We start from the raw sequence: 23,399 nt of genomic DNA, 5'->3' as shown, positions 1-23,399 counted from the left end.
CCCTATCGGCCCATTGAAACCCGACTGGTGATGACCGGGCCTCCCACCCCCGGGGGAGGGAGACGAGAATTTGCCGGGGGCACACAGAAGGTTTGAGGTGTGTCACAAATTTTTTATAAAAACGTCACGGCGTCGCAATCTGCCTGAGTGATGCTGAGTATCGAGTGAAGCTCGTACGGAACTTCTCCCAGCGTCTACACTCAAACCCATCAGATCGTCGCGAGTCGAGAAAGGTGATGCACTCGCGGAGGTCGGATAACGAAAGCCGGCTTTTGCCGGCTTTTCGCTTTTTGAAGAATTGTCCACCATCGAAGGTGGTGGTACATTCTCCCCAGAATTTATTACCAGCGGAGGACAGCAAATGATTGTGTGTAACCTTCGCCGGGTTCCCCGCTGAACTGCGTCTGAGCCCGGCATTACGGTTTTTTCCTGACGTCGGGTTTCCCCTCTCCGGAAGCCTTATATCCTATTTATCCTCTGCCATTGTCAGCAGGACAGTGGCAACCAGTGCGCTGTGAGCGCAATGAGGTTAAGTACCGTGAGTCGATCTTCGATTTCTCGCCGCTCCCCCTTCGGGCGCGGCAAAACTGTTTCCGGGCGCACCCCGGAAGCGCACGAGCAGTCCCCCCTGGGCAAACTGGGCTGGAAACCTTTCTTTCAGCAGCAGCTGAGCCTGCATGAATACGAGCACTGTGAGCCGGTGCGGGTCATGGCTGTGCATCGCAACCGTCTCGAAGTCGCCGGTGAAGGTGGGGAGAAATCCCTTTCCCTGGACGGTGTCAATTTGGCGGCGGCAGCGGAGTTGCGCCCCACGGTGGCGGACTGGTTGCTGCTGGAAAAAGAGAGTGGCGGCTTTGTACGGCTGTTGGAACGCAGCAGCCTGTTCAAGCGGATGGCGCCGGGTGCGGAGCGGGTACAGTTGATCGCCGCCAATGTGGATAGCGTGCTGATCGTCGCGTCCTGCAACCAGGATTTCAATTTGTCGCGGATCGAACGCTACCTGGCGCTGACCCGTGCGGCGGGCAGCCGCGCCTACCTGGTGCTGACCAAAGCCGATCTCTGTGGCGACACCGGGCAATACCTGGATGCACTGCACGGTCTGCGCGACCTGCCGGTGCTGGCGGTCAATGCTTTGCAGGCTGACAGTGTTGCCTCCCTGCGCCAGTGGCTGGCCCCCGGTGAGACCGTGGCCATGCTGGGTTCTTCCGGGGTGGGCAAGTCCTCACTCCTGAATACCCTTTCCGGCACCGAGCAGGCACAGACCGCTGCCATTCGCGAGGACGACAGCAAGGGCCGCCATACCACCCGCCAACGCGCACTCTATGTGCTCCCCGGTGGTGGCCTCCTGCTGGATAGTCCCGGTATGCGGGAGCTGGGTCTGGCCAGCGGGGAAGAGGGGGTTGCCGCGGCATTTGATGATATCGATGCGCTTGCACAGCAGTGTCGCTTCAGTGATTGCGCCCACGGCGCAGAGCCCGGCTGCGCGGTGCAGGCCGCCCTCGAGCGTGGTGAGCTGGACGAACGGCGCCTGAATAACTGGCGCAAACTGCTGCGGGAGATCGCCCGCAACCAGCGGACCCTGGCCGAACAGCGCGCGGACGATCGCGCCCTGGGGCAGTTCTATCGGGAGGTGCAGGGGCACGCCAGGTCGCGCAAGCAGGGCGGGGATTGACAGGCAGCGGGCAAACGTGGCCGCCTAAACTGATTGGGATGAATGCATCATTCCGTTAGTGCGGGAGGCCACTTTGCGATGAACTTCCCAGCCGCTCCCGAAATTACCGCCGCTGCCTGGCTCAACGTCGACGTTCCGCTCTCCATGCAGGCGTTGCAGGGCAACGTGGTGATGCTGCACGCCTTCCAGATGCTGTGCCCGGCCTGTGTCAGCCAGGCCACGCCACAGGCTGCGGCGGTTGCGGAATGCTTCGCCGGCGATGACTTTCAGCTGATCGGTCTGCATACCGTGTTCGAACATCACAGCGTCATGACCCCTGATGCCCTGCGCGTCTATGCGGCGGAGTTCCGTCTGCAGTTCCCCATCGCGATCGACCAGCCCGCAGAAAATGGCCCGGTGCCGGTCACCATGGCCAAACTGGGGCTGCAGGGCACACCCTCCACGGTACTGGTGGATCGCGCCGGCAATATCCGCTTCAGCCATTTCGGTACGTTGAGTGATATGCAACTGGGGGCGATGGTGGGGCAGCTGCTGTCGATGTAGAGGCGAAGCCTTACACTTTTTTGATTGGCTCCGGGTCGTGGGGCTCGTCAGTGGGAGCAGTGGCGGCACTGATGCCGATAGGTGTTTGCCAGACACGCTGTACACACGTCCCTGTGCGCTCTAATCGGCATCCCTGCCTCATAAGGTCTGGCAAACACCTATCGGCTTCAGCGCCTTCGCATCGGGGATATAGCTCTACCGGCGATCGGGAAAGCTGCAAAACGAAAAAGGGCGAACACAAGGTTCGCCCTACGCAGTGAAAAGATGAGAAAGGATCAGTTGCTGGGCGTCACTTCGCCCGCCTGGGCCGGCTCGCTGGGCGTGGCGGCCGTCTCGCCGCCCTGGGCCACGATCCAGTCATTCATACGGCTTTCGAGCACGTTGAGCGGCAGCGCGCCGGCACCCAGCAGGTGGTCGTGGAAGCTGCGGACATCAAAGTTGTTGCCCAGCTGCTCCTCGGCAGTGGCACGCAGGTCCTTGATCTTCAGCTGGCCCAGCTTGTAGGCGAGTGCCTGGCCGGGCCACACCAGGTAGCGGTCGATCTCCACGGTGATGTCGTGGCGTGGCTTGGCACTGTTATTCATGAAGTACTCAATGGCCTGCTCGCGGCTCCAGCCCAGCTGGTGCATACCGGTATCCACCACCAGGCGCACCGCGCGCCACATGTCATAGGTCAGGGCGCCGAACTCGCTGTAGGGATCGGTATACAGGCCCAGGTCGTAGCCAAGGCTCTCCGAGTAGAGTCCCCAGCCCTCGACAAAGCCGGTGTACATGCTCAGGCGGCGCAGCGGGTGCACGTCCTCGATTTCCTGGGCCAGGGCGATCTGCAGGTGGTGGCCGGGCATGGCTTCATGCACGGTCAGTGCTTCCATCTCCCACTTGGGGCGGCTCGCCAGGTTGTAGGTGTTGGCGTAGAAGATGCCCGCGCGGCCGGCTTCCATGGAGCCCGGCTGGTAGTAGGCGGTGGTCTGGGATTTTTCCGAGTAGCTGGGGATGCGCTTAACACCGTAGGGCAGGCGCGGCAGCGTGCGGAACAGCTTGGGCAGCTCGCCGTCGATGCGCTTGGCGATATCCCGGTAGTCGCGCATCAGGTCTTCGCGGCTATTGTGGTAGAACTGCGGATCATTGCGCAGGAAGTCGGTGAAGGCGGCAAAGTCGCCCTCGAAACCGGTCTTGGCGATGATCTTGTCCATCTCACCGCGGATGCGCTTCACTTCCTCGAGGCCAATCCGGTGAATCTCCGCAGGGCTCAGGGCGGTGGTGGTATTGTCGCGCACCTTGTGGGCATACCAGCGCGTGCCGTCCGGCAGGCTGGTAAAGGCGGTATTTACCCGTGCGCCGGGGATGTACTCGCGCTCGACAAACTCCGCCAGGTCACGCCAGGCGGGTACCAGCTCACGGTGATACAGGGCGAAAGCGCGGTTGCGCAGGCGCTTCTGTTGTGACGCCGATATGGTTTCCGGCATTTCCACGAAAGCCTTCATCAGCGGGCTTTCATTCGGGTCTGCGGGAATCAGGGCGCGAATCTGCGCCGGCAGGTCCCGCAGGGTGATCTGCGGCGGAGTGATCTGCTGTTCCAGTCCCTCTTCCATCAGGGTGCGCGTCTGCTGAATCAACCGCGGCAGGCCGTCCAGGCGCACGATGAGCTGGTCATAATCTGCAGCGTTGTCTCTGGGCATGGCCGCCAGCACACCGGGGACGTTGCGCTGAATACCGGACATGTGGGTTACCGGCAGCAGGTGCTCCGGGAACTGGAAACCTTTTACTTCCGTGAGCAGGTCCTGATACAGCAACTGGTGATCCAGCTGGCGCGCTTCCGGCAGTTTGTCCGCCTCGATATGGCGGCTGGCGGCCAGCAGGCGGCGGGTCTGTTCGCGGCGGCGCTTGATGCCCTCGATAGAGACATCCGTCCAGCGGTCATTGACCCCGGGGTAGCCCTGGTAGGTGGCCCAGTTGGGAAAGCTCTCCATCAGCCACTGATAGCGAAGGTCCTGCAGGGCCTCCAGCTTCGCCTCGGCCCCTTTTTTCGGCAGGGCGTCAAAAGCCTTGTCAAAGGCCTCCTGTTCCATGGCGGCGGCGCCGGCGGTGGCAAAGCAGGCCACCGCGGCCAGTGCGGTTTTGCGCAGTAAGGACATGGTCCCCCCTTCAATCTGGTCGCAGTTCGATCGCAGTGTTCTCTGAAGCGATCGGATCTTATGAAGATATTTTTTGATGTAATTCGGGCAGAGCTGCGGCCAGCCCGCGGCCTGAGAGCCAAGAGCTCAGAGCGCCGCGGCCTGTCCGCGAAAATGCTTGTCGTCGAGTTGTTGCAGGCGCCGACGGATACTTTCCTCGATGCCTTTGGCGTCGAGGCCGATACCGGCGAGCAGGTCGGGATGCTTGCCGTGCTCGATGATCCTGTCCGGCAGGCCGAGCTGTAATAGCGGGATCAGTGTGCCGGTGCTGTTCAGGTATTCCATCACCGCGCTGCCGGCGCCGCCGGCAATGGTGTTCTCCTCCAGAGTCACCAGTAGCTGGTGGCTTGCGGCAAGCTGGTCGATCAGTGTCTCATCGAGGGGTTTGACCCAGCGCATATCCACCACGGTAGCGCCGAGTTTCTCCGCTGCGGCCAGCGCAGGTTCCAGCAGAGTGCCGAAATTGAGGATCGCCACCTGGCTGCCCTCGCGCACCGGGCGGGCCTTGCCGATGGGTAGTGCCGTCATGTCCTGCTCAATCTTCACGCCGGGGCCGGTGCCACGCGGGTAGCGCACCGCGGACGGCCCCTCGTGCGCATAGGCGGTGAACAACAGCTGGCGGCACTCGTTCTCGTCACTGGGCGCGGCGATGACCATATTGGGCAGGCAGCGCATGAAAGTGAGATCGAAGCTGCCGGCGTGGGTGGGGCCGTCCTCGCCCACCAGCCCGGCGCGGTCGATGGCAAAGGTGACATCCAGGTTCTGGATGGCCACATCGTGGACCATCTGGTCGTAGCCGCGCTGCAGGAAGGTGGAGTAAATCGCCACCACCGGTTTCTGGCCCTCGCAGGCCAGGCCGGCAGCCAGGGTCACCGCATGCTGTTCGGCGATTGCCACATCGTGGAAGCGCTCCGGGAAGCGATCGGCAAATTCCACCATGCCGGACCCCTCGCACATGGCGGGGGTAATGCCCACCAGGCGCTCATCCTGCTCGGCCGTATCGCACAGCCACTGGCCGAAGATGTCCTGGTATTTGGGTAGCTTCCGCTTGCCGCTATTGGAAACGGCCACCTGTACCTTGGGCTCCGGTTCCAGCTTGTTCAGTGCGTGGTAGCCCACCGGATCTTCCTCGGCGGGGCCGAAGCCCTTGCCCTTGGTGGTGACGATATGCAGCAACTGCGGGCCGCGCTGGCTGCGCAGGTTGCGCAGGGTGTGCACCATATCGTGCATGTTGTGGCCGTCCACCGGACCCACGTAATTGAAGCCCAGCTCCTCGAACAGGGTGCCGGGGGTGATCATGCCCTTTACGTGCTCTTCCGTGCGCCGTGCCAGCTGCCAAGCCTTGGGAATCTTGGACAAAATCTTGCGGCTGCCCTCGCGCATGGACAGGTAGGTCTTGCTGGCGAGGATCTTGGCGAAGTAGGTGGCGAGGCCGCCCACATTCTTGGAGATCGACATGCGGTTGTCGTTCAGCACCACCAGTATGTCCTTGCCGGTATGGGCGGCGTGGTTCAGTGCTTCAAAGGCCATGCCCGCAGTCATGGCGCCATCGCCGATCACTGCCACCACCTTGCGCTCGTCCGGTGAGCCCAGCGCCATACCCAGGGCGGCGCTGATGGACGTGCTGGAGTGGCCGACACCGAAGGTGTCGTAGGGGCTCTCGCTGCGCTTGGGGAAGCCGGACAGGCCGCCCTGCTGGCGGATCGACAGCATCTCCTCGCGGCGCCCGGTCAGGATCTTGTGCGGGTAGGTCTGGTGGCCCACATCCCACACCAGCCGGTCGTCCGGGGTGTTGTAGATGTAGTGCAGGGCAATGGTCAGCTCCACCACGCCGAGGCCGGCACCGAAGTGGCCGCCGGTCTGGCCCACGCAGTAAAGCAGGTACTCGCGCAGTTGGCTGGCAAGCTCCGGCAGCTGGCGCTCATCGAGGGCGCGCAGCTGGGCCGGGCTGTCGATAGCATCGAGCAGCGGCGTGTGCGGTCGAGTACGGGGAATTTCGTCGAACATCGAACGTATCAATTGCAACAAAAGTGTGAAAAGGGATTGTATGCCCGCAGGGGGGAGATTGCATCCTGAACGGGCCACGGGGCGGACTGCGCCACCTGCTGTGACGCGAGGTGGCGGGGCCGGAACCGGCGCTGCCTGTCCCCAGTAGCCGTTAACTAACGGTATTAGTGACTGCGATGGGCAACATAGTCGGCCAGCTGCTTCAGCAGGGTTGTATCACCACGCACGGCGTCCAGCGCGTCCAGGGCCTCTTGATAGAGTCCCTCCAGCTTCTGCCGGGCACCATCGAGCCCCAGCAGGGAGACATAAGTCGGCTTGTTGCGCGCGGCATCGGCGCCCTGGGTCTTGCCGAGGGTGGCGGTGTCAGCCGTAACATCGAGAATGTCATCTTGCACCTGGAAGGCCAGCCCGATGGCGTCCGCATAGCGGCTCACGGCCCCCAGTTGCACTTCGTCCGCACCGCCGAGCAGGGCGCCGATACGGGCGCTGGCGCAGATCAGGGCGCCGGTCTTGAGGCGGTGCATTTGCTCCAGCTGCTCGAGGTCGAGCTGGTGGTCTACCGCCGCCAGGTCGATGGCCTGGCCCGATACCATGCCGCGGGCGCCGGAGCCGGCGGCCAGTTCTTCCATCAACCGCACCTTGAGGTGGGCTTCCGCCTCCGAGTGCAGCAGTAACTCGAATGCCAGGGTCTGCAGTGCATCGCCGGCGAGAATCGCAGTGGCCTCGTCGTAGGCTATATGGCAGGTGGCGCGTCCGCGGCGCAGGTCGTCATCGTCCATTGCCGGCAGGTCGTCGTGAATCAGGGAGTAGGCGTGAATGCACTCCAGTGCGGCGGCGGCACTGTCGCAGCGGGCCGGATCGAAATGCTCACCCTGCACGATACCCGCGCAGGCGTACACCAGTGCCGGGCGCAGCCGCTTGCCCGGGCCCAGGGCGCCGTAGTGCATGGCAGCAAACAGCGTATCGGCGGCGGGCACCGCGGGCGCCAGGGCTGCCTTGAGGCGGGTTTCCACCCGCTCGGTCGCTGCCTTCAGGAAAGCTGGCAGGGACGCCTGGTTGGTGAGAGTCACGCGTTAGAGATCCTGCCCGGTTTCGCCGTTGTCGCCGTTCTCGAAAGGCGTTTCCTGCACGGTGCCGTTCTGCTCCATCAGTACTTTGACCTTCTGCTCGGCGCTGGCCAGCTTCTGCTGGCATTCACGGGTGAGTTTCACTCCGCGTTCGAAGTCGGCAAGGGCTTCCTCGAGGGGCAGGTCACCCGCCTCCAGCCGTTCCACCAGCTGTTCCAGTTCTTCCAGCGCCTGCTCGAAGGTTGCTGCTTTCTTCTTTGCCGCCATTGGGTTCCTGCCTTTGTCTCTGGCAACGGGCTGGTGACTGAGACCTCAATGCCCGGGATTCATCGTGCGCGCAACCTTAGCCGCTGGCGCACAGGTGGTCAATTGAGTGGGTTGATGTTGTCGATCCCGTGCTCGCGGGAGATCAGGTAGTGGGCCAGCGCCCGTTTCTGTGTCGCGCTGAAATCATACTTGGGCATGGGCGGTGTGGGGCTGTCGAAGTAGTCCGCCAGCGTCTGCACGGTGTACTTTTTCGTCAGGTTTCGCAGCGGGGCCTGTTCGGCATGGCAGCGGGCACAGTCAAAGCGCTGGTAGAGCTCCTCGCCCCGCTGGGCGGCGCCGCTATCGATCGGCTGGGGTTTCGGCGGTGCCTGAATTGGCGGCCGGTTAGCGGCGACGGTGGCGCCGCTGCCCTTTCTGCCCGGGGTTACGCGATAGACCGCCCCGGCGTAATCGTCGGAGACATAAATGTTGCCATTGCCATCCTCGGCGAATGCCACCGGTCGGCCATAGACCGTTTCCCGGTCGTCACCGAGAAAACCCCAGAGGAAATCACGCTGGCTAATGTCGCCGCTGTCATTCCAGTGCAGTGAGACCACCTTATAGCCATCTTTTTCACTGCGGTTCCAGCTGCCGTGCAGGGCGACCAGAGCCGCGTCGCGATACTGTGCCGGCTGGGTGGGGCTCTCCAGAAAGTGGATGCCCAGCGGGGCATTGTGGGCGGGAAAGCCGTGCACCGGCGGCACTGACTCCGCGATCTTTTGCTGGATTTCCGCGTCAGCGTTTGCGCCGAAGTCCGGGTCTGGCACCCGGTTGCCGTTGGCATAGGGCCAGCCGTAGAAGGCGCCCTGCTGTACCCGGTTCAATTCGTCCGGCGGGAAATCGTCGCCGAGCCAGTCGCGGCCATTGTCGGTGGCGTAGAGTTCACCGCTCACCGGCGACCAGTCGAAACCGACGCTGTTGCGCAGGCCGCTGGCGAATATTTCCGGCTCGCCGCCTGTGAGATCAAAGCGCATGATGGTGGCCCGGCGCGGGTTCTCTTCCTCACATACGTTGCAACTGGAGCCGCTGCTCAGGTAGACCCGGCCGTCCGGGCCCAGGCCGATCGTCTTGGTCCAGTGGTTGCCACTGTCGTCCAGGCCCTCAACGATGCGCTGGTAGCGCCCGGCGAGCCGGCCGTCGGAGTGGTCGAATGGCACACGGCCCACAGCATCGCTTTCGGCGATGTACAGCCAGTCCTCGTGCAGGAACAGGCCATGGGGGCGGCGCAATCCGTCGATCAGCACCCGCTGGCCATCGGTGCGGCCATCCTGATCGGCATCCGCCTGCAACAGGCTGACCTGTCCGCGCTTCGGTTGCGAGACCAGCACATCGCCATTGCGAGTGATTGCCAGCCAGCGTGCATTGGGCACGTCATCGGCAAACAGGGTGACGCCAAAGCCGTCTGCTGCGCTCAGCTGGCGCTTCACCGTCTCATCGTCGGTGTCCGCGGTACCCGTCAGTTGCTGCCAGGGCACATTGACCCCCGGGATAAATGCGACGAGGGATACTACGCCCAGGATGACAAATGCGATAAAAATGAGCGCGTATTTCAACAGTTTATTCACGGTGAAGGTTGATCCGGTAATTATTACGCCTATAGTAAGGCCGTTCGCGACGTGGGCCTTTTGTACCACATGCGGCGTCGCCTCGTCCTTCCTCCAGGCTCGTGTGAGACATGTCTCCACCTTGTGAGATATCTCGCACAAGAAATTCAGCCGATTTCCCCTACAAATCTTTCCGCTAATGTCCATAATGAAGGTGCAAGGATGCTTAAGGGACTGCAAAAACCGCGGCAAGGGAAAAAGGGACTGCTCCGCAGCTCAACGGAACTGAGCACCATCCTGTGAGACGCACCGTCCGGGCCGGATTGCCTGGGCGGTGTTTTACATTTTACCCCTCGCTTTTCTTCTCGTATTACCCTCCCGCTTATCTTGTATAGCCAAGCCAATATCCGCAGCCTGCGCGATATTTCGCACATCAAATTCAGCTTTTTTCCTCTGGCAGCTTCTGCCGGGTTGCCGATAATGAAATTGCAAGGACGCGGAAAGGCAGGGACGCCAGGAAGCACGGAAGCAAACAAGGCAAGGACGCCGGCAAGCATGGAAGCGAAACGTCAGGGACGATAAAGGAGCACGGAAGCAAAAGGGACTGCAGTACAGCGGCAAGGGAAATAGGGATTGCGCCGCAAGCTCGAGGGAAACGAGCTACACGCTCAAGGGAATTGAGCGACAGGCTCAAAGGGACTGAGCCACTTGCCCAAGGGAACCGGGCACCATCCTGTGAGACGCACCGCCCGGGCCGGATTGCCCCGGCGGTGTTTTTACATTCAGCCCCGGATACAACGCCGGGATTCCAAAAGCATGAATCTGCCGCCATATCCCGGCTACGCGGGGGAGGGGCGGTCTGGAAACTGTAATAATTATCCGCTTTAATCAAACCGTACCGGTCAGTTTTTTTCAGGCGACCGGCGGAGGGTGAAGCATTCAGTAAGTCAGCGCCGATAGGTTATGTCCTTTTCTCGCGCACAATGTCTACGCGAGTGGCAGCCCTTTCTACCTCGAATTCTATCCAGGGCCCCGCCGGTCAACCGGTGGGGCCCTGTTGCTTTTCAGGCGCGCACTTTTTGCGCCCCTTGTACCGGCCCGCACAGCCCGGGCAGGGAAACGGTTAACGTGGAGCAGGGAAACCGGGGAGTAGCGGACATGCAAGTGAGAGAAGCGAGAATCCTGCGGCTGAACCTGGCCGGGCAGCCCCTGGAATGGCTCAACTGGCAAGAGGCGGCCTGCCTCTATGTGCGTGAGCTGGTGACCTGGTCACTGGGTGGTGTGGTGCAGCGTGTGCACGGCGGTATCAATCGCCTGGGCGAGCGCTCGACGCTGGACCTGGCCGCCATCATCGCCTGTGGCGGTGAGCGCATGGCGCGCCCGCGCCGTCGCCCGCCACTGAACAACCGGGCGCTGTTTTTCCGCGATGCCCATACCTGCCTGTACTGCGGCAAGGATTTCATCCTGGCGGAGCTCACCCGCGATCACGTACAGCCGGTCTCACGCGGTGGTAAGGATGTGTGGGAGAACGTGGTGACTGCCTGCCGCCGCTGTAACCAGCACAAGGGCAACCGTCTGCTGCAGGATATCGATATGGAGTTGCTGGCCCTGCCGTTCTGCCCCAATCCGGCCGAGTATCTGGCCCTGATCAACAGCGACCGGATCCGCGGTGACCAGATGGAGTTCCTGCGCGGCCAGTTTGCCAACGTGCGTCAGGAGGGCTGGCTGGTCTGAACGCCGGATAGCGACCTGGACTCTTCCTCATTCCGGCGCAGGCCGGGGCCGATCTAATCCACAGTTTGCAGTCAGCCCGGTGCCAGATTCACTGGATACCGGCCTGCGCCGGTATGACGAGGGCTGGGCGTGATCGGTGTGTTGGTGATCGGTGTGTAGGCGGTGGCGTTTCACTCGCTCCGTCGTCACCCCGGCGCAGGCCGGGGTCCAGTATGTGGTGGCGGTAACACGCATCGCTGGCGAGTGGTCTACTAGGCTGCGACAGCTGCGCGGATCAGGTTGGAGAGATAGCGGCTGAAATCGTGCCCGGCATTGGCGAGCATTTTCGGGAACATGGAAATCGGCGTCATGCCGGGGAAAGTGTTCACCTCGTTGAGGTAGATATCGCCCTCATCGGTGAGAAAGAAGTCGATCCGCGACAGGTCCTTGAGCTGTAGCCCCATAAACGCCCGCCTGGACGCTTCGTGAATCCAGCCCAGCTGTGCCTCGCTCAGGCCTTCTGCCTCGACGAAGGTTTTGGCGCGGCTGGCTTCGGCGTATTTTTCTTCATAGCTGTAGAAAGTATCCTCCGGCGCACAAACCTCGCCGGGCGGGGTGATCACCAGTTCGCCCTCGTAGCTGTAGGCGGCCACTTCCAGCTCACGCACTTTCAGGCACTTTTCCACCAGTACATAGGGGGAAAGGGCAAATGCCTGCTCCAGCGCCTCCGCCATCTCTTTCTCATCCGTCACCTTGAAACAGCCGACAGAGGAGCCCTGGTTGGAGGCCTTCACAAATACCGCGCCCCATTCCTGCAGGGCCATGGTGGCCTTGGCAGCTTCCTCGCCGTTGTTGCTGAACAGAAACTGGTAGGGGGTGTTGTCGATACCCAGTGCCGACAGCCACAGCTTGGTGGTGATCTTGTTGAAACAGAGTTTGCTGGCCTCGGGCCCGCAGCCGAAGTAGGGGATGCGGAAGAGTTCCAGCTGGCTCTGCAGGTCGCCGGTCTCCCCCGGGTAGCCGTGAATGGCGGGGATTACATAGTGCACATCCCGGGTGCTGCCGTCTTCGGCCACCAGCTGGCGCTGTTGGCTCAGGTAGTGCACGCCGCCGCTGGTATCGGTAAGGCGGCCGTTTGCGTCCATCTCCACCCGCGTGATGTGAATGTCGTCGAAGCCCTGGAGCTGTTGCTCGATAAAGTCCGCCGTGCGCAGTGACACGTCGTGCTCACTGCTGCCACCGCCGCAGATCAGTAGCGTCTGGATCGGATTTAGCTGGCTCATGGAATTCCCTTTTATCGTCGGCCTTGTTTCTGTGGCCTGTCGGCGAGATTCAGCTTAGTCGGAGTTTGCCGCCCCGGGGAATCAGGGGGAGATAAGCACCTGCTGGCACTGGCGCGGCAGGGGCTTGGGCTCAGGCCGCTCCGGCGCCGGTGTTTCGCCGCGCAGCATGGCGTAGAACTCATCGCTAAACCACCAGTCCAGGTCCGGTCCGCAGGGATCGCCGCTGGGCGGGCGCTGTGGTTTGCAGCTGCGGTCACCCTCCGGGCAGGCGAGCCGCACGTGGAAATGATAATTGTGCCCCCACCAGGGGCGCACCTTGCGCAGCCACTCGTTGTCGTCGCCGGCCAGCTGGCACATTTTGCGCTTGATGGTGGGGTGGACGAAGATGCGCGCGACCCGGTCGTCCTCGGAGGCAATGCGCAGGATTTTGGGTATACGCGGATCCCAGTTTTCGTCCACCAGGCGGTGTTCCTGTTCATCCGCCAGCGGCTTGGGAGAGATATTATCCCGCTCCCATTCGGTCAGTGGGCGCTTCTGCGCGCGCCAGTCCTGGCTGTACCAGATATCGATATCCAGCCCCATCTGGTGGCTGCGGTGGCCGGAATTAAACGGGCCGCCGCGGGGCATGGACATATCGCCAATCTGGATGCGTCCCAGGTCGTTGCGGGCGACCCGGCGGGAAAATTCCTCCAGGAAACGGATGGTGTCCGGGTGGCCGAAGTGGCGGTTGCGGCCTGTGCGCACCAGCTGGAAGCCCTCACCGCGTTCTGACATCTGCTCGGCGCCCGCCAGGCAGCCGTTGGTATAACTGCCGATGCTGGCGGATTGCTGGGAGGAGGGGCGCTCCACTTCTGCCCAGGGGTTGCCTTCCTGCTGCTGCGCCTGGGTGGGCAGCGCGGCAGGGGCGAGCAGAAGAGCTGTCAGCAGCGATGTGAGGTGTCTAAATAGCATAGGCCCGCGGGTAAGGTTCCTTTTCAGTACAAGCAGTACAAGTCATGCCAGCGATACAGCCGGGTGGTGCTGCGTATCAATACGCGCCAGCAGTTCCATTATAAGAACAGACCTCAGCGATTCTGCGAAGTGCCCGGCGCCGCCAGGATTTCCCGCAGCGCCCCGAGCAGAGCATCCATTTCTTCATCGGTACCGATGGAAATGCGCAGGTACTCACTGATACGGGGCTTGTTGAAATACCGTACCAGTATGCCCTTTTCCCGCAGTGCGCCATAGACCGCCTCCGCTCCCATGCCGCGCGGGCGGGCCAGAACGAAATTGGCCATGGACGGCACCACTTCAAAATCCAGCTCGTGCAGCGTCTCGGCAACCCGGGTGCGGGTATCGATAACCTTGCCACTGCTCTCCTGCAGCCATGCCTCATCACTGATGGCGGCAGCGCCAAGGTGCTGGGCGACGCTGTCGATGGGGTAGGAGTTGAAAGAATTCTTGGTGCGCTGCAGCCCCTCGATCAGATGGGCCTGACCCAGGGCATAACCCAGGCGCAGTCCCGCCAGGGCGTGGGATTTGGACAGGGTGCGAATCACCAGCAGGTTGGGGTAGCGATCAATCAATGTGGCGGCGCTGTCGCCACCGAAGTCGATATAGGCTTCGTCCACCGCCACCACGCGGGCCGGGTGCAGCTGCAGCAGGCGCTCGATTTCCTCCAGCGGCAGAATACGGCCGGTGGGGGCATTGGGGTTCGGCAGGATCACACCGGCCGCCGGACCGGCGTAGTCATCCACATCTACGGTGAAGTCGTCGCGCAGTGCCGGTGTGCAGTACTCAATGCCGTACAGATTGCAGTAAACCGGGTAAAAGCTGTAAGTGATGTCCGGGAACAGCAGCGGTTCCTCGCGGCGGAAGAAGCTGTAAAACGCGTGCGCCAGCACCTCGTCGGAGCCATTGCCCACAAACACCTGTTCCGGTTGTACGCCACAGTGCGTGGCGATGGTCGCGCACAGGTCCACAGACTCCGGGTCCGGGTAGCGGCGCAGGGCCTCCGGCAGCGCCGGGTCGGCGAGGGTTGCCATGGCGTGCTGCGAGGGTGGATAGGGGTTTTCGTTGGTATTCAGTTTGATCAGCTTGCGGCCACGGGGCTGTTCCCCGGGGACATACGGCTGCAGGTCCGCCAGGGCGGGGCTCCAGAATGGGTTGGTCAAGTCGCTGCCTCCTCTCGACTGCCGGCAGTGTGGTGATAGGTGTTGTCGTCGCCGCTGGCGGCTTTTGCTTCCGGTTCGGCTTGGCTCTCGGCCTCGGTGCCCGTCTCCTCCTGCTCGATCTCGATATCGAACAGTGACGGGCTCTTGGCGACGAATTCGTCCAGTGGCACCGGCGAGCGCAGCAGCATGTCCTTGTGCTTGATCTCGGTGCTGATCTGCGGGATGCCGTCGAACTGAGCCATATCGCCGATCTGCTCCATCAGCGTCAGGCCGAGGAAGCCCCACGGCAGGGCCACCGCGGCCGCCAGCCGCCACTTCGGCGTTATATTCGTCGCCAGGTAAATAGCGGACCACAGCATCGCCGGCAGCAGTATGGCCAGGATGGCCACATTGATGATTTCCACCAGGTTGCCCATGGCGAAGTTGTAATCCAGGAAGGTGCTGAACCATTCCCAGCCGGCAAAGAGCAGCGCCCCCAGGGCGGCAATGGCCAGCTGGGTAAAAAAAAGCGACTCGTGGTGCACCACGCGCCCGATCAGCGCCCAGGCGCCGGCGTAGATCAGCAGGCCGATAATGCTGCCAAAGAACAGATTGATCGCCCCGGTCCAGCGGACTTCCTCCGCCGTACCCAGGTAGGCGATCAGCAGGGTGGTCAGGCCCGCCAGGATGAGCAGGGTCACGGCCTTGGCCGGGCTGGCCAGGCGCGAGAACAGGTTTTCCAGCGAGTGCAGGGGCACGGCCTCTGCCATCGGCGCCTCGCTGTCCACCAGGCGCAGGTGGGTGCGGCCCAGCTGGATCTCGTCGCCGGACACGATACGGCGCTCCTGTACCTCGCCGGCCTGTACATCGGCGTCGCGCTGGTTGCGCACCAGCTGGGTGCCGTTGGTGGAGTTCCTGTCCCGCAGCAGGTAACCGCCGTCTTCGCCGCGCACGATTTCCACATGGTGGGCGTCGGCATGCGCGTCTTCGAGAATGGCGTCGTTGTCATAGCCGCGGCCGATGGTGAAGCGGTCGCCGTCCATGCGGTAGCGGGCCTGCACTCGCTGGGCGCGGTTCAGCTCTTCGATAATCAGTGCCATTGGATCTCGCTCGTGAACTTCTCAGAGAATGCGGCGGCAGATTCCTTGGTGAAACCGGACAGGGTGAAATGGCTCACCAGTGCCCGGTCTTCCTTGTCGACGCTGAGGCTCAGGTAGAAGACGTCGTACAGATCCGGGAACTCCTTGTAACGGCGCACGCAATAACTGGTGCGGGCGACGATGGGCTCGCCCTCCTCACCGTTCTCACCGGCGGGTCGCGGTTGCTCGGTGAAGGCCTGGCGGCACTTGAATTCGGTCACATCGTCCTCGCCCGCATCATTACCTGGGGCGAAGCGGCTCATCTGCTCTTCGTAATAGTTGTAGAAGCGTGTCGGTAGCAGGCCGTCCTTCGCTTCCAGCCAGAAGAATTCGTACTCGATGCGGCCGGTATTGAAGGTTTCAGAGAGGTACACCACATCCTGGCCAGTGCAGCCCTTGTCGATACGGGTGACCGGATTATCGTCCCCCTCCTGGGTATTGCCCCAGCACTGGATGGCGGGGACGATTTCGCCCACCACCTCGGCATCGCCCAGCGGGCGCAGTTTCCATTCTGCCGTCAATACCTGGTCGATGATGTCCTGCTGGTTCTCCAGCAGTTGCTCGTGGGTCACCTCTTGCAGGTTTTTCGCCTTGCCCTCGATGCCCAGGTGCTGGCGCAGTGAGGCCAGTTTTTCCACCGGCACCAGGAAGCTCACTTGGTTGCCCGCAGTAGCCACATTGATACCCACGACTTTACCGGCGGCGTTGATCACCGGGCCGCCACTCATGCCCGGGTTGATGGAGCCGGCGAAGTGGATGCGGTCGTAAAAGCTGCCGCTGGCGATGCCGTTATAAGTACCGGGGATCAGGGTCATGCCCAGGTCCAGCGGATTGCCCAGGGCAAAAATGGTCTCGCCCTTGCGTGGTGTTTTATCCGCGAGAATCAGGTGCTGGCTGCCGGGCTTGTCCATACGCAGGATGGCCAGGTCGTTGATCACGTCGATATCCAGCAGGGTCAGCGCACCCTCAGCGCCGTCCACGGAACGGAATTGCAGCCGGTATTTTTCCGGATCGCTGACTGCTTCTGCCACCACGTGGTAATTGGTGGCGATCAGCCCGTCGGGGGAAATCTGGAAACCGGAGCCGAGCCCGGCTTTGGAGTTGGAGGATTTTTCAATCAGGCGGATCTGGTACAGGGCACCGCGGTAGTCGCTGTAAAGCTGTTCGTAGCTTTGCGCCAGGGCGAAGCCGGGAAACCAACACAACAACAGGGCCAGCAGTCGGGCGCGAAGATTCGGCATTGCTTTGTTTAAATTATGGGCAGAAAGGCTTTGATCTTACGGGATAAGGGCAGGCGCAACAAGCATCGCCCCGGTGTCGGGCATCGTCCAATTTATCTTTGCTCTATGCTCCGCCAGGCCGCACTCACTGCGTGCGGTGGCGGTAATGCGTGCACCCATAAGTTAGTTCAGAGTGCGCGGAGTTTCCTGTCGATTGTGTAAAGCGAGTACTTACTGGCGGCATTTAGCACAGTGACTGTCAGTCCTCGCACCGGGTTTGTGGACCCCGGCCTGCGCCGGGGTGACGACGGAAGTGGTAAACAACGGATATCGTCATACCGGCGAAGGCCGGTGTCCAGCAGATGTGGCACAAGACCCTGTGCAAAGTCGGAACCCCGCGACACCTGGACCCCGGCCTGCGCCGGGGTGACGACGGAAGTGGCAAACAACGGATATCGTCATACCGGCGAAGGCCGGTATCCAGCGGATGTGGCACAAGGCCCTGTGCAAAGTCGGAACGCGGCGACACCTGGACCCCGGCCTGCGCCGGGGTGACGAGGGGAGAGGGAATCAACGAATGCCGTCATACCGGCGGATGGGGCACATGGCTCTGTGCGAAGTCGGGACGCTGCGGCACCTGGACCCCGGCCTTCGCCGGGGTGATGACGGAGTAGTAATGGCCGTTACCGCGCGAGTGATTAACTACTTATGTCGTCATACCGGCGAAGGCCGGTATCCAGCGGATGTGGCACAAGACCCTGTGCAAAGTCGCAACCCCGCGACACCTGGACCCCGGCCTGCGCCGGGGTGACGACAGAAGTGGCAAACAACGAATATCGTCATACAGGCGAAGGCCGGTATCCAGTGAACAGCGCACTGCACCCTCAAGTAATCACTCACAAATAATCCGCCACCCGCGGAAAATGCCGCGCTACCCGTTCGTGTACTTCCAGGTAAAAGCGCGCAAAAATCTCGTCCGCCTCCCGTGGCCCCATAAAGCCACTGCTGAAATGCGGGCTCACCGGGTCCAGGTGCAGCTTGGCGCAGCTGATCAGGTGTGCCACCAGCTGTGCCATGTCCTCGTCGCCGACAGAAATCCGCAGCGTGGTGGGGTAAATATCCGCCGCGCGCTGGTCCTCCGGCGATAGCTCGGAATGCGAGGTCAACGCCGGACACAGCACCATGGTGTTGGTCTGGCCCAGACTCACCATCTGGCCGAAGGCCGGTTCCAGCGCGTCGAAGAAGCGCTTGAAGGCATCGGTGGGAATCTGCGCCGCTTCCATGTCGATAGTGAATAGCGGCACCGGCAATTTGAAGCGCAGCAGTTTTTCCCGCAGCGGCGCGTTGGTGTCGGTTTCCAGCGCGTGGCTGTTGACGCGGATCTTGCTGTGGCTGGCGAGGAAGTGGCTCAGGCACAGCGTATTGATGCACTTCTTCAACATGCGCATTTCCAGCGTGCGCATACCCTCATGCACCTGCCAGGCCTTGTCCGCATCCAGGAAGGCGCCCTTGATGTAATACACGTCCCAGAACAGGCACTGGCTCCAGTCGAGCCCCTGCACGGTGTCGCCCTTGGGGATAAACATGCGGTGCACCGGGCCGATCACCACGCCCGCAGTAGCGGTGCCGCCGCCGTCGATATCTTTGGTGTAGGAGTGCACGACAAAATCCGGCCGCCGGTTGCGGTCGGTGCGCCGCAGGGGCTGGTGGAGGTAGGGGGTGGCAAGGGTGGAGTCCAACGTCACCAGCAGTTCGTGGTCGTGGGCGATGGTGCAGATATCCGGCACATCCAGCATGGTGCCGTGGGGGTTGCAGGGGGATTCGATATACACGTGCATCCGCGCGCCATTGGCCAGCGCATCCCGGTGGGTGTGGCGGCCGGCGTCCAGGCACTGCTGGAAGTCCTCCCCGGTGATGCCATCGAACCACACCAGGATAATTCCCAGCTTGTCGGCGCGGGCATAGTGGTCACACAGCAGCTGGTGCACGCCGCCGTAGATATGACGGGAGACAATCAGGATGTCGCCACGGCACAGCTGGTTGGCCAGCAGCGCGTCGATGGCGGCCATGCCGGAATTGAAATTCCACGCCAGGTATTCCCCCGCATACGGTCCGCATTCCAGCGTGACCATGGCGTTGGCGAGCGCGATGGAGGTGGGGTTCAGCAGGCGCGAATAGATATCGTGGCTGGGCTCGCGGCCGCGAAAGGCGTCGTCGATCCATTCGGTGCAGGCGTAGATATAGGTGGCGGTGCGGGCGATCACCGGGGTGGCGGCAAAGATCGCGGGGATATTGTCGAACAGCGGATAGCCGCCCCTTGTCGTCGCGTTGAAATCCTCCTCCCCTTGTAACGCACGGAAGCTCTCCCGCAGTGGACCCTGCAGATCATGCAGCATCTTGGCCAGCTGGAAGCTCATAAAGCGCTTGGCGTTGAAATAGGCGATGCGGTCGTTGCGATCGAGGCCTTTCAGCAGTTCGGCGCTGCGGGCGCACAGTTCCGCCAGGCTACCCTGGGCGCGGTACAGCTGCTGCGCCGCATCCTGCAGCAGGGCGCCGTGCTCGCTCTCTGGCGCAATGCCGAAATGGCGCAGCTGTTCATAGGCGAGCTCGGCCATGCTGGTGGCGTGGGAGCTGTTGCGTCTGGGGGAGAGGCGTTTGGCGTCGTCGATGGGGTCGGTCATGGCCTCGCTGTCCGTGCTGCGTGGGATCAGGCAGTGAATGTCCTTCCTTTTGTTATAGCTGGCTGGCGGGGAACGTTGGTTCGGTGTTTGTTCTGGGCGGGGTGGCGGCAGGGCACCGGGGCGGGCATTTCGAAAACGCATGAATACATCCCTGTAGCTCCGTCGGTGCCGTCCCTGGCACCGACGGTTTCGAAATGCCCGCCCCAGCGCCCCGCCTTCGCATTGGGTGCTGTGACTTTATTCGTGCTGAACTGGCCGAAAGTGGTGCCGTGTAATGGCGTGTAATGGCGTGTGATCGACCTGTAATGGCTCCATCCGTAAAGTACACATCGAGGTTGAGGAGCGGGCAGCGTAGGGGGTTTACGCGGTGCCCCGGCAGGATGCCACTCCTCAACGCTTTTCCGAAGGACCGGAATCCTGTGCACCCAGTGGCACAGCTCGGTAAAGGAAAAAGGATTCAGCGCAAGCTGGATCGCCAGGCCGGCCCGGCAACCACAGAGCCCAAGCTGCCGGCGTTATGGGGAAGGGCCTGGCGGGGGCAAGGAGGCTCCATTTCGCTCTTGATAGTGTTGTTGTAACCGTCGATGGCTGGGACCATCATTTAAGGCCGGCAGTCAGGCTTCTGACTGCCGGTTTTTTTATGAATTTGTGATGGAGTTCCGGTCGCGGTTAGCATTATCCTATCCAGCGCGAATTTCCACCGGGGTCTTGGGGGCGCCGGTGACGAACAGAATCATTGCCCTGCGCGGTATTCAGGGAAACAACAACCAGAAGATTTCCAGGAGTGGAACATGACAGACGTAGCAACCGCTTACACTGTACCGGAAAAGCAGGATGTAACTTTCAACTTCACCCTCAAGCCCACCGGCGCTGACCAGCAGTGGGAGTTCAAGGATAAGAACAGTGGTGAAGCCATCGAGACTATCCACATCATTTTCGAAGGTGCAAAGGCGAATCCGGGCAATTCCGGCAAGGCCACGCTGGTCGTTGAGCTAATTGGTACCGAGCAGGTCTTTGCGGATCACCAGAAGATCGGCGGCAATGACGATGGCATTGAGACCTATGACGAAGTGAACGGTGGTCTGGGCGCGATCAAGAAAGCCAAGAAGATGAACGGCAGTCCGCAGTTCCTCGAGATTGAGCTGAAGGCCAATAAGCAGTCCGCCAATGGCTTTTCCTTCAAGTGGGCCGCTCAAGATGCTACTGGAGCTGTCGTATTGTCGGCAGACCCTACCATGGCCGTGAGGCCAGTCTAATTACTGGCATAGCGCAGCCTTTACGGCTGCGCTCGCGCTTACACAGGCTTGGCTAAATACTGGCAGTGAGAACCACTCTCTGTCCATGCCTTGGTTTATCAGCTCCTCGATGTAATAAGATGCTGAGCGGTTTTCTCCCGCAAGAGCATATATTTGCGCCGCCATGTACTTTATGTTTGTGTTGTTTGGATATTCTTGGATTAGAGCATGTGTGAGCTTGATAGCGGGGTCAATTTCTCCGAGATATGCCAACGATAACGCAAAGAACTTTTTCCCTTCTGCGTCGCTGGCGCTGGCGGTAACGTTTTTCAACTTCAGAAATGTTTCTCTTGCCGCTTCATGGTCACCTAGCGACAAATAAGTGTCCGCTATATTTCCGAGGGTTGTCGCGTTGTCAGGCGATATGATTAGCGCTTGATTGTATGATTGAAGCGCTTTTTTGTACTTTTTCTGGAAAAAATAAATGGTGCCAAAATTTGTATGCTCATACCATGTCAGTTGCTCAGCTGGTATTTTAAGTAGAACTTGCTCTCCCTTGAAGTAATCACCTTGCTCAACAAAAATGCTTGCCAGTAGCGACTGCGAACTCCAGTGCTGTGGGTTAAGTGTTATGCACCTCATTAGTGTATTTATGGACTTTTCGTACTCCCCCTGAATGTACTGGTTTATACCCAATAAGTAGAGGCTTTCGGGAGTAGGGTTAATTACGGAAGCATCTTTCGCAATTTGAAGGCTTTCCTTGTGGTCTCCCTTTCTGTACAAAAGTCGAGCGTATTCTGTCAGTAAGGATGCAGATGGAAAGTCTAGAGCCTGAAGGTCTGCAATCATTCTGTCTAGACCTTCTGGGTTTTCTTGCTGGCTCTTTAGCAGGAACTCCAGCTCTAGAATCAGTGCTTGATCGACGTTGTGTGCTTTCGCCCTTTCAAGGTTTACCAAGCCTTTAGTAATAAAGTCCAGGTTGTTATTCGCGATATATAGATTGATGGCAAGCCACGCAACTGCTCTGTAGAGGTTTGGGTGGGTTGGGTACTTGTTGAGTAGCCTTACAAGGCTGGCTTCATCCGAAGCGAACGAATTTTTATTCTCTATTCGAGAAGCAATAGCAAGGTAGGTATCGTAATCGTCTTTCTGCATGGGAGGGGGGAGCGTTTCTTTTCGGTATTTCTTGGTAAAAAGCTCCCGCGCAGCGCTTGATATTCGATAGGACGATTCCGGTCTCTTAAGTGGGAGAATGGTGAATCCGGCTTGATTGATTATTTTTTCATTAGCTGGGTTTATCAATTCTATGTTGATGTCACAGCGTTGCTGTGCGCAATCAAGTTTCGCGGAAATAGCACCAGTAGCCCCTTTATCCCTGAGGGCGCTGAGCTGTGTTTCGAGGGTTGAAGCTTTCTCTGGTTCATAAGCAACAAGTGCTGAGGTCTTTAAGTTCAATGTTGAACCGATTAGTGCCTGCTTAACCATTGTTTTCGTAAGGGATTTGAGTTCCTGGCCTCCCCGGATCTCACCTTCGATCTGTACCGGTAGCACAGCGATATATTGCGGCTCTAATTTTGTAATTTCCTTCCAGCCCCAGTAGCCGGCGCTGCCGAGTACGACTAGGCCGGCCAGTGTGGCCAGCAGACGCTTGCGCTTGTTGGGCGGTTTGCGCAGCAGGCGGGTGACGGTTTCGGAGTAGTCGCCGGTGATGGTGTTGGAGCCCTCGGTGCGCAAAAAGCCCAGCGCTTCGGCCACTTGCTCGGCAGACTCCGGGCGCTGCTCCGGGTTCTTGCTCAACAATCGGTCGAGCAGGGCGGCGAAGGGTTCCGGCAGATCCGGGTTGGCCTGCTGCGGCGGCGTGTGCGGGTCGTGCACGACGCGCTGGGCCAGGGCCATGGGGCCGTTTTCGCCCCTGTCGCCTTTATCGAACGGGCGGCTGCCGCACAGCAGTTCGTAGGCGATGGTGCCGAGGCTGAACAGGTCGCTGCGCGGGCACAGCGGGTAGCCCTGCAGTTGCTCCGGTGACATAACCTCGACGGTGCCGGCCACGTGGTCCTCGCGGGTGATGCTCTCGTCCGCCTGCAGGGATTTGGCGATGCCGAAGTCGGTGATCTTGGCCGTAAAGCCGTCGGCGCCGCCGCGGGTGATGAGGATGTTGTCCGGTTTCAGGTCGCGGTGGATGATGCCGAGCGAGTGTGCTTCGGTGAGGCCGTGGCAGAGCTGGATCAGCAGGCTGAGCTTGTCCCGCAGGCTGGGGCTGGCCTCGCGCATCCACTGCTTGAGGGTGGTGCCCTCGACGTATTCCATCACCAGGGCGATGCCGTCGCGCTCTTCCAGCACGTCGTACAGTTGCACGATGTTGGAGTGGTTCAGGCGTGCGAGCAGCTGCGCCTCGGACTGGATGCGCGCGCGGGCGGTGGCGCTGGTGGCGTCGTCGCGCAGTTTCTTGATGGCCACCGGGCGGTGCAGCTTGGTGTCGTGCGCAAGGTAAACCACACCCATACCACCGGCGCCCAGGGTGCGCTCGATGCGGTAGCGGCCAAGCTGCTGTTGTTCGGGTTCGGCGATTTCCATGGCGGTTTATTCTTCTTGCCAGCCTGTTTGGGTGCTCCCGTCGTCCCTGAGAGAGCAGGCGCCAGTTTAACTGTTTTCTGCCGTGGCGACTAATTCTGCGCAAGCGTGC

General features: G+C 60.9%; 16 protein-coding genes. 4 read left to right on the top strand and 12 right to left on the bottom strand.

The annotated features are described in order from the left end of the window. Positions 1–538: 538 nt before the first annotated feature. On the top strand, positions 539–1,672 hold the full coding sequence (gene rsgA / locus AWR36_RS06615) for a ribosome small subunit-dependent GTPase A (protein WP_231745270.1): 1,134 nt from the start codon (positions 539–541) through the stop codon (positions 1,670–1,672). Positions 1,673–1,750: 78 nt separating this feature from the next. Continuing rightward, entirely contained in the window at positions 1,751–2,215 is a 465-nt protein-coding gene (locus AWR36_RS06610; RefSeq protein WP_067082886.1) for a TlpA disulfide reductase family protein, read from the top strand. Between the two features lie 275 nt (positions 2,216–2,490). Here AWR36_RS06610 and AWR36_RS06605 read toward each other — a convergent pair whose 3' ends face one another. The 5 genes from AWR36_RS06605 to AWR36_RS06585 all read right to left on the bottom strand — a co-directional run bounded on the left by AWR36_RS06605 (position 2,491) and on the right by AWR36_RS06585 (position 9,334). After that, complete coding sequence (locus AWR36_RS06605; RefSeq protein WP_231745269.1) at positions 2,491–4,350, bottom strand: DUF885 domain-containing protein; 1,860 nt, start codon at positions 4,348–4,350, stop codon at positions 2,491–2,493. 126 nt (positions 4,351–4,476) lie between these two features. Beyond that, positions 4,477–6,396 carry a 1-deoxy-D-xylulose-5-phosphate synthase gene (gene dxs, locus AWR36_RS06600; protein WP_067082883.1) on the bottom strand — a complete coding sequence of 640 codons (1,920 nt, stop codon included), beginning with the start codon at positions 6,394–6,396 and terminating at the stop codon, positions 4,477–4,479. 164 nt (positions 6,397–6,560) lie between these two features. Next, positions 6,561–7,466, bottom strand: a complete 906-nt coding sequence (locus AWR36_RS06595; protein WP_067082880.1) for a polyprenyl synthetase family protein — start codon at positions 7,464–7,466, stop codon at positions 6,561–6,563. Between the two features lie 3 nt (positions 7,467–7,469). Beyond that, positions 7,470–7,730 carry an exodeoxyribonuclease VII small subunit gene (gene xseB, locus AWR36_RS06590; protein ID WP_067082877.1) on the bottom strand — a complete coding sequence of 87 codons (261 nt, stop codon included), beginning with the start codon at positions 7,728–7,730 and terminating at the stop codon, positions 7,470–7,472. Between the two features lie 98 nt (positions 7,731–7,828). Then, entirely contained in the window at positions 7,829–9,334 is a 1,506-nt protein-coding gene (locus AWR36_RS06585; RefSeq protein ID WP_082679447.1) for a PQQ-dependent sugar dehydrogenase, read from the bottom strand. Between the two features lie 1,137 nt (positions 9,335–10,471). Between AWR36_RS06585 and AWR36_RS06580 the strand changes: the two genes are divergently transcribed. Further along, positions 10,472–11,047: an HNH endonuclease gene (locus tag AWR36_RS06580; RefSeq protein ID WP_067082870.1), complete on the top strand. Its 576-nt coding sequence runs from the start codon at positions 10,472–10,474 to the stop codon at positions 11,045–11,047. A gap of 251 nt (positions 11,048–11,298) precedes the next feature. Here AWR36_RS06580 and AWR36_RS06575 read toward each other — a convergent pair whose 3' ends face one another. The 6 genes from AWR36_RS06575 to AWR36_RS06550 all read right to left on the bottom strand — a co-directional run bounded on the left by AWR36_RS06575 (position 11,299) and on the right by AWR36_RS06550 (position 19,481). Beyond that, positions 11,299–12,309, bottom strand: coding sequence for a D-alanine--D-alanine ligase (locus tag AWR36_RS06575; RefSeq protein ID WP_067082867.1), 1,011 nt, complete (start codon positions 12,307–12,309; stop codon positions 11,299–11,301). Positions 12,310–12,390: 81 nt separating this feature from the next. After that, positions 12,391–13,260, bottom strand: a complete 870-nt coding sequence (gene mepA / locus AWR36_RS06570; RefSeq protein WP_067082863.1) for a penicillin-insensitive murein endopeptidase — start codon at positions 13,258–13,260, stop codon at positions 12,391–12,393. Positions 13,261–13,373: 113 nt separating this feature from the next. Then, a complete protein-coding gene (hisC, locus tag AWR36_RS06565) occupies positions 13,374–14,462 on the bottom strand; it encodes a histidinol-phosphate transaminase (protein ID WP_067082861.1) in 1,089 nt (362 codons plus the stop codon). Then, positions 14,459–15,541 carry an FHA domain-containing protein gene (locus AWR36_RS16345; protein ID WP_067082857.1) on the bottom strand — a complete coding sequence of 361 codons (1,083 nt, stop codon included), beginning with the start codon at positions 15,539–15,541 and terminating at the stop codon, positions 14,459–14,461. The genes hisC and AWR36_RS16345 overlap by 4 nt, the downstream gene beginning before the upstream one ends. Then, positions 15,532–16,821: a S1C family serine protease gene (locus AWR36_RS06555; RefSeq protein WP_067082852.1), complete on the bottom strand. Its 1,290-nt coding sequence runs from the start codon at positions 16,819–16,821 to the stop codon at positions 15,532–15,534. The genes AWR36_RS16345 and AWR36_RS06555 overlap by 10 nt, the downstream gene beginning before the upstream one ends. A gap of 875 nt (positions 16,822–17,696) precedes the next feature. After that, entirely contained in the window at positions 17,697–19,481 is a 1,785-nt protein-coding gene (locus AWR36_RS06550) for a trans-sulfuration enzyme family protein (protein ID WP_067082848.1), read from the bottom strand. 791 nt (positions 19,482–20,272) lie between these two features. Between AWR36_RS06550 and AWR36_RS06545 the strand changes: the two genes are divergently transcribed. Beyond that, positions 20,273–20,737 carry a hypothetical protein gene (locus tag AWR36_RS06545; RefSeq protein WP_067082843.1) on the top strand — a complete coding sequence of 155 codons (465 nt, stop codon included), beginning with the start codon at positions 20,273–20,275 and terminating at the stop codon, positions 20,735–20,737. Here the strand turns inward: AWR36_RS06545 and AWR36_RS06540 are convergent, their stop codons facing one another. Then, on the bottom strand, positions 20,738–23,290 hold the full coding sequence (locus AWR36_RS06540) for a serine/threonine-protein kinase (RefSeq protein ID WP_067082840.1): 2,553 nt from the start codon (positions 23,288–23,290) through the stop codon (positions 20,738–20,740). Positions 23,291–23,399 lie beyond the last annotated feature (109 nt).

Origin of the sequence: Microbulbifer flavimaris, assembly GCF_001641755.2 — a bacterium.
Taxonomy (GTDB): Bacteria; Pseudomonadota; Gammaproteobacteria; order Pseudomonadales; family Cellvibrionaceae; genus Microbulbifer; species Microbulbifer flavimaris.
Note: the sequence above shows the minus strand (reverse complement) of the source record. Positions and strands in the feature narration are given on the sequence as shown.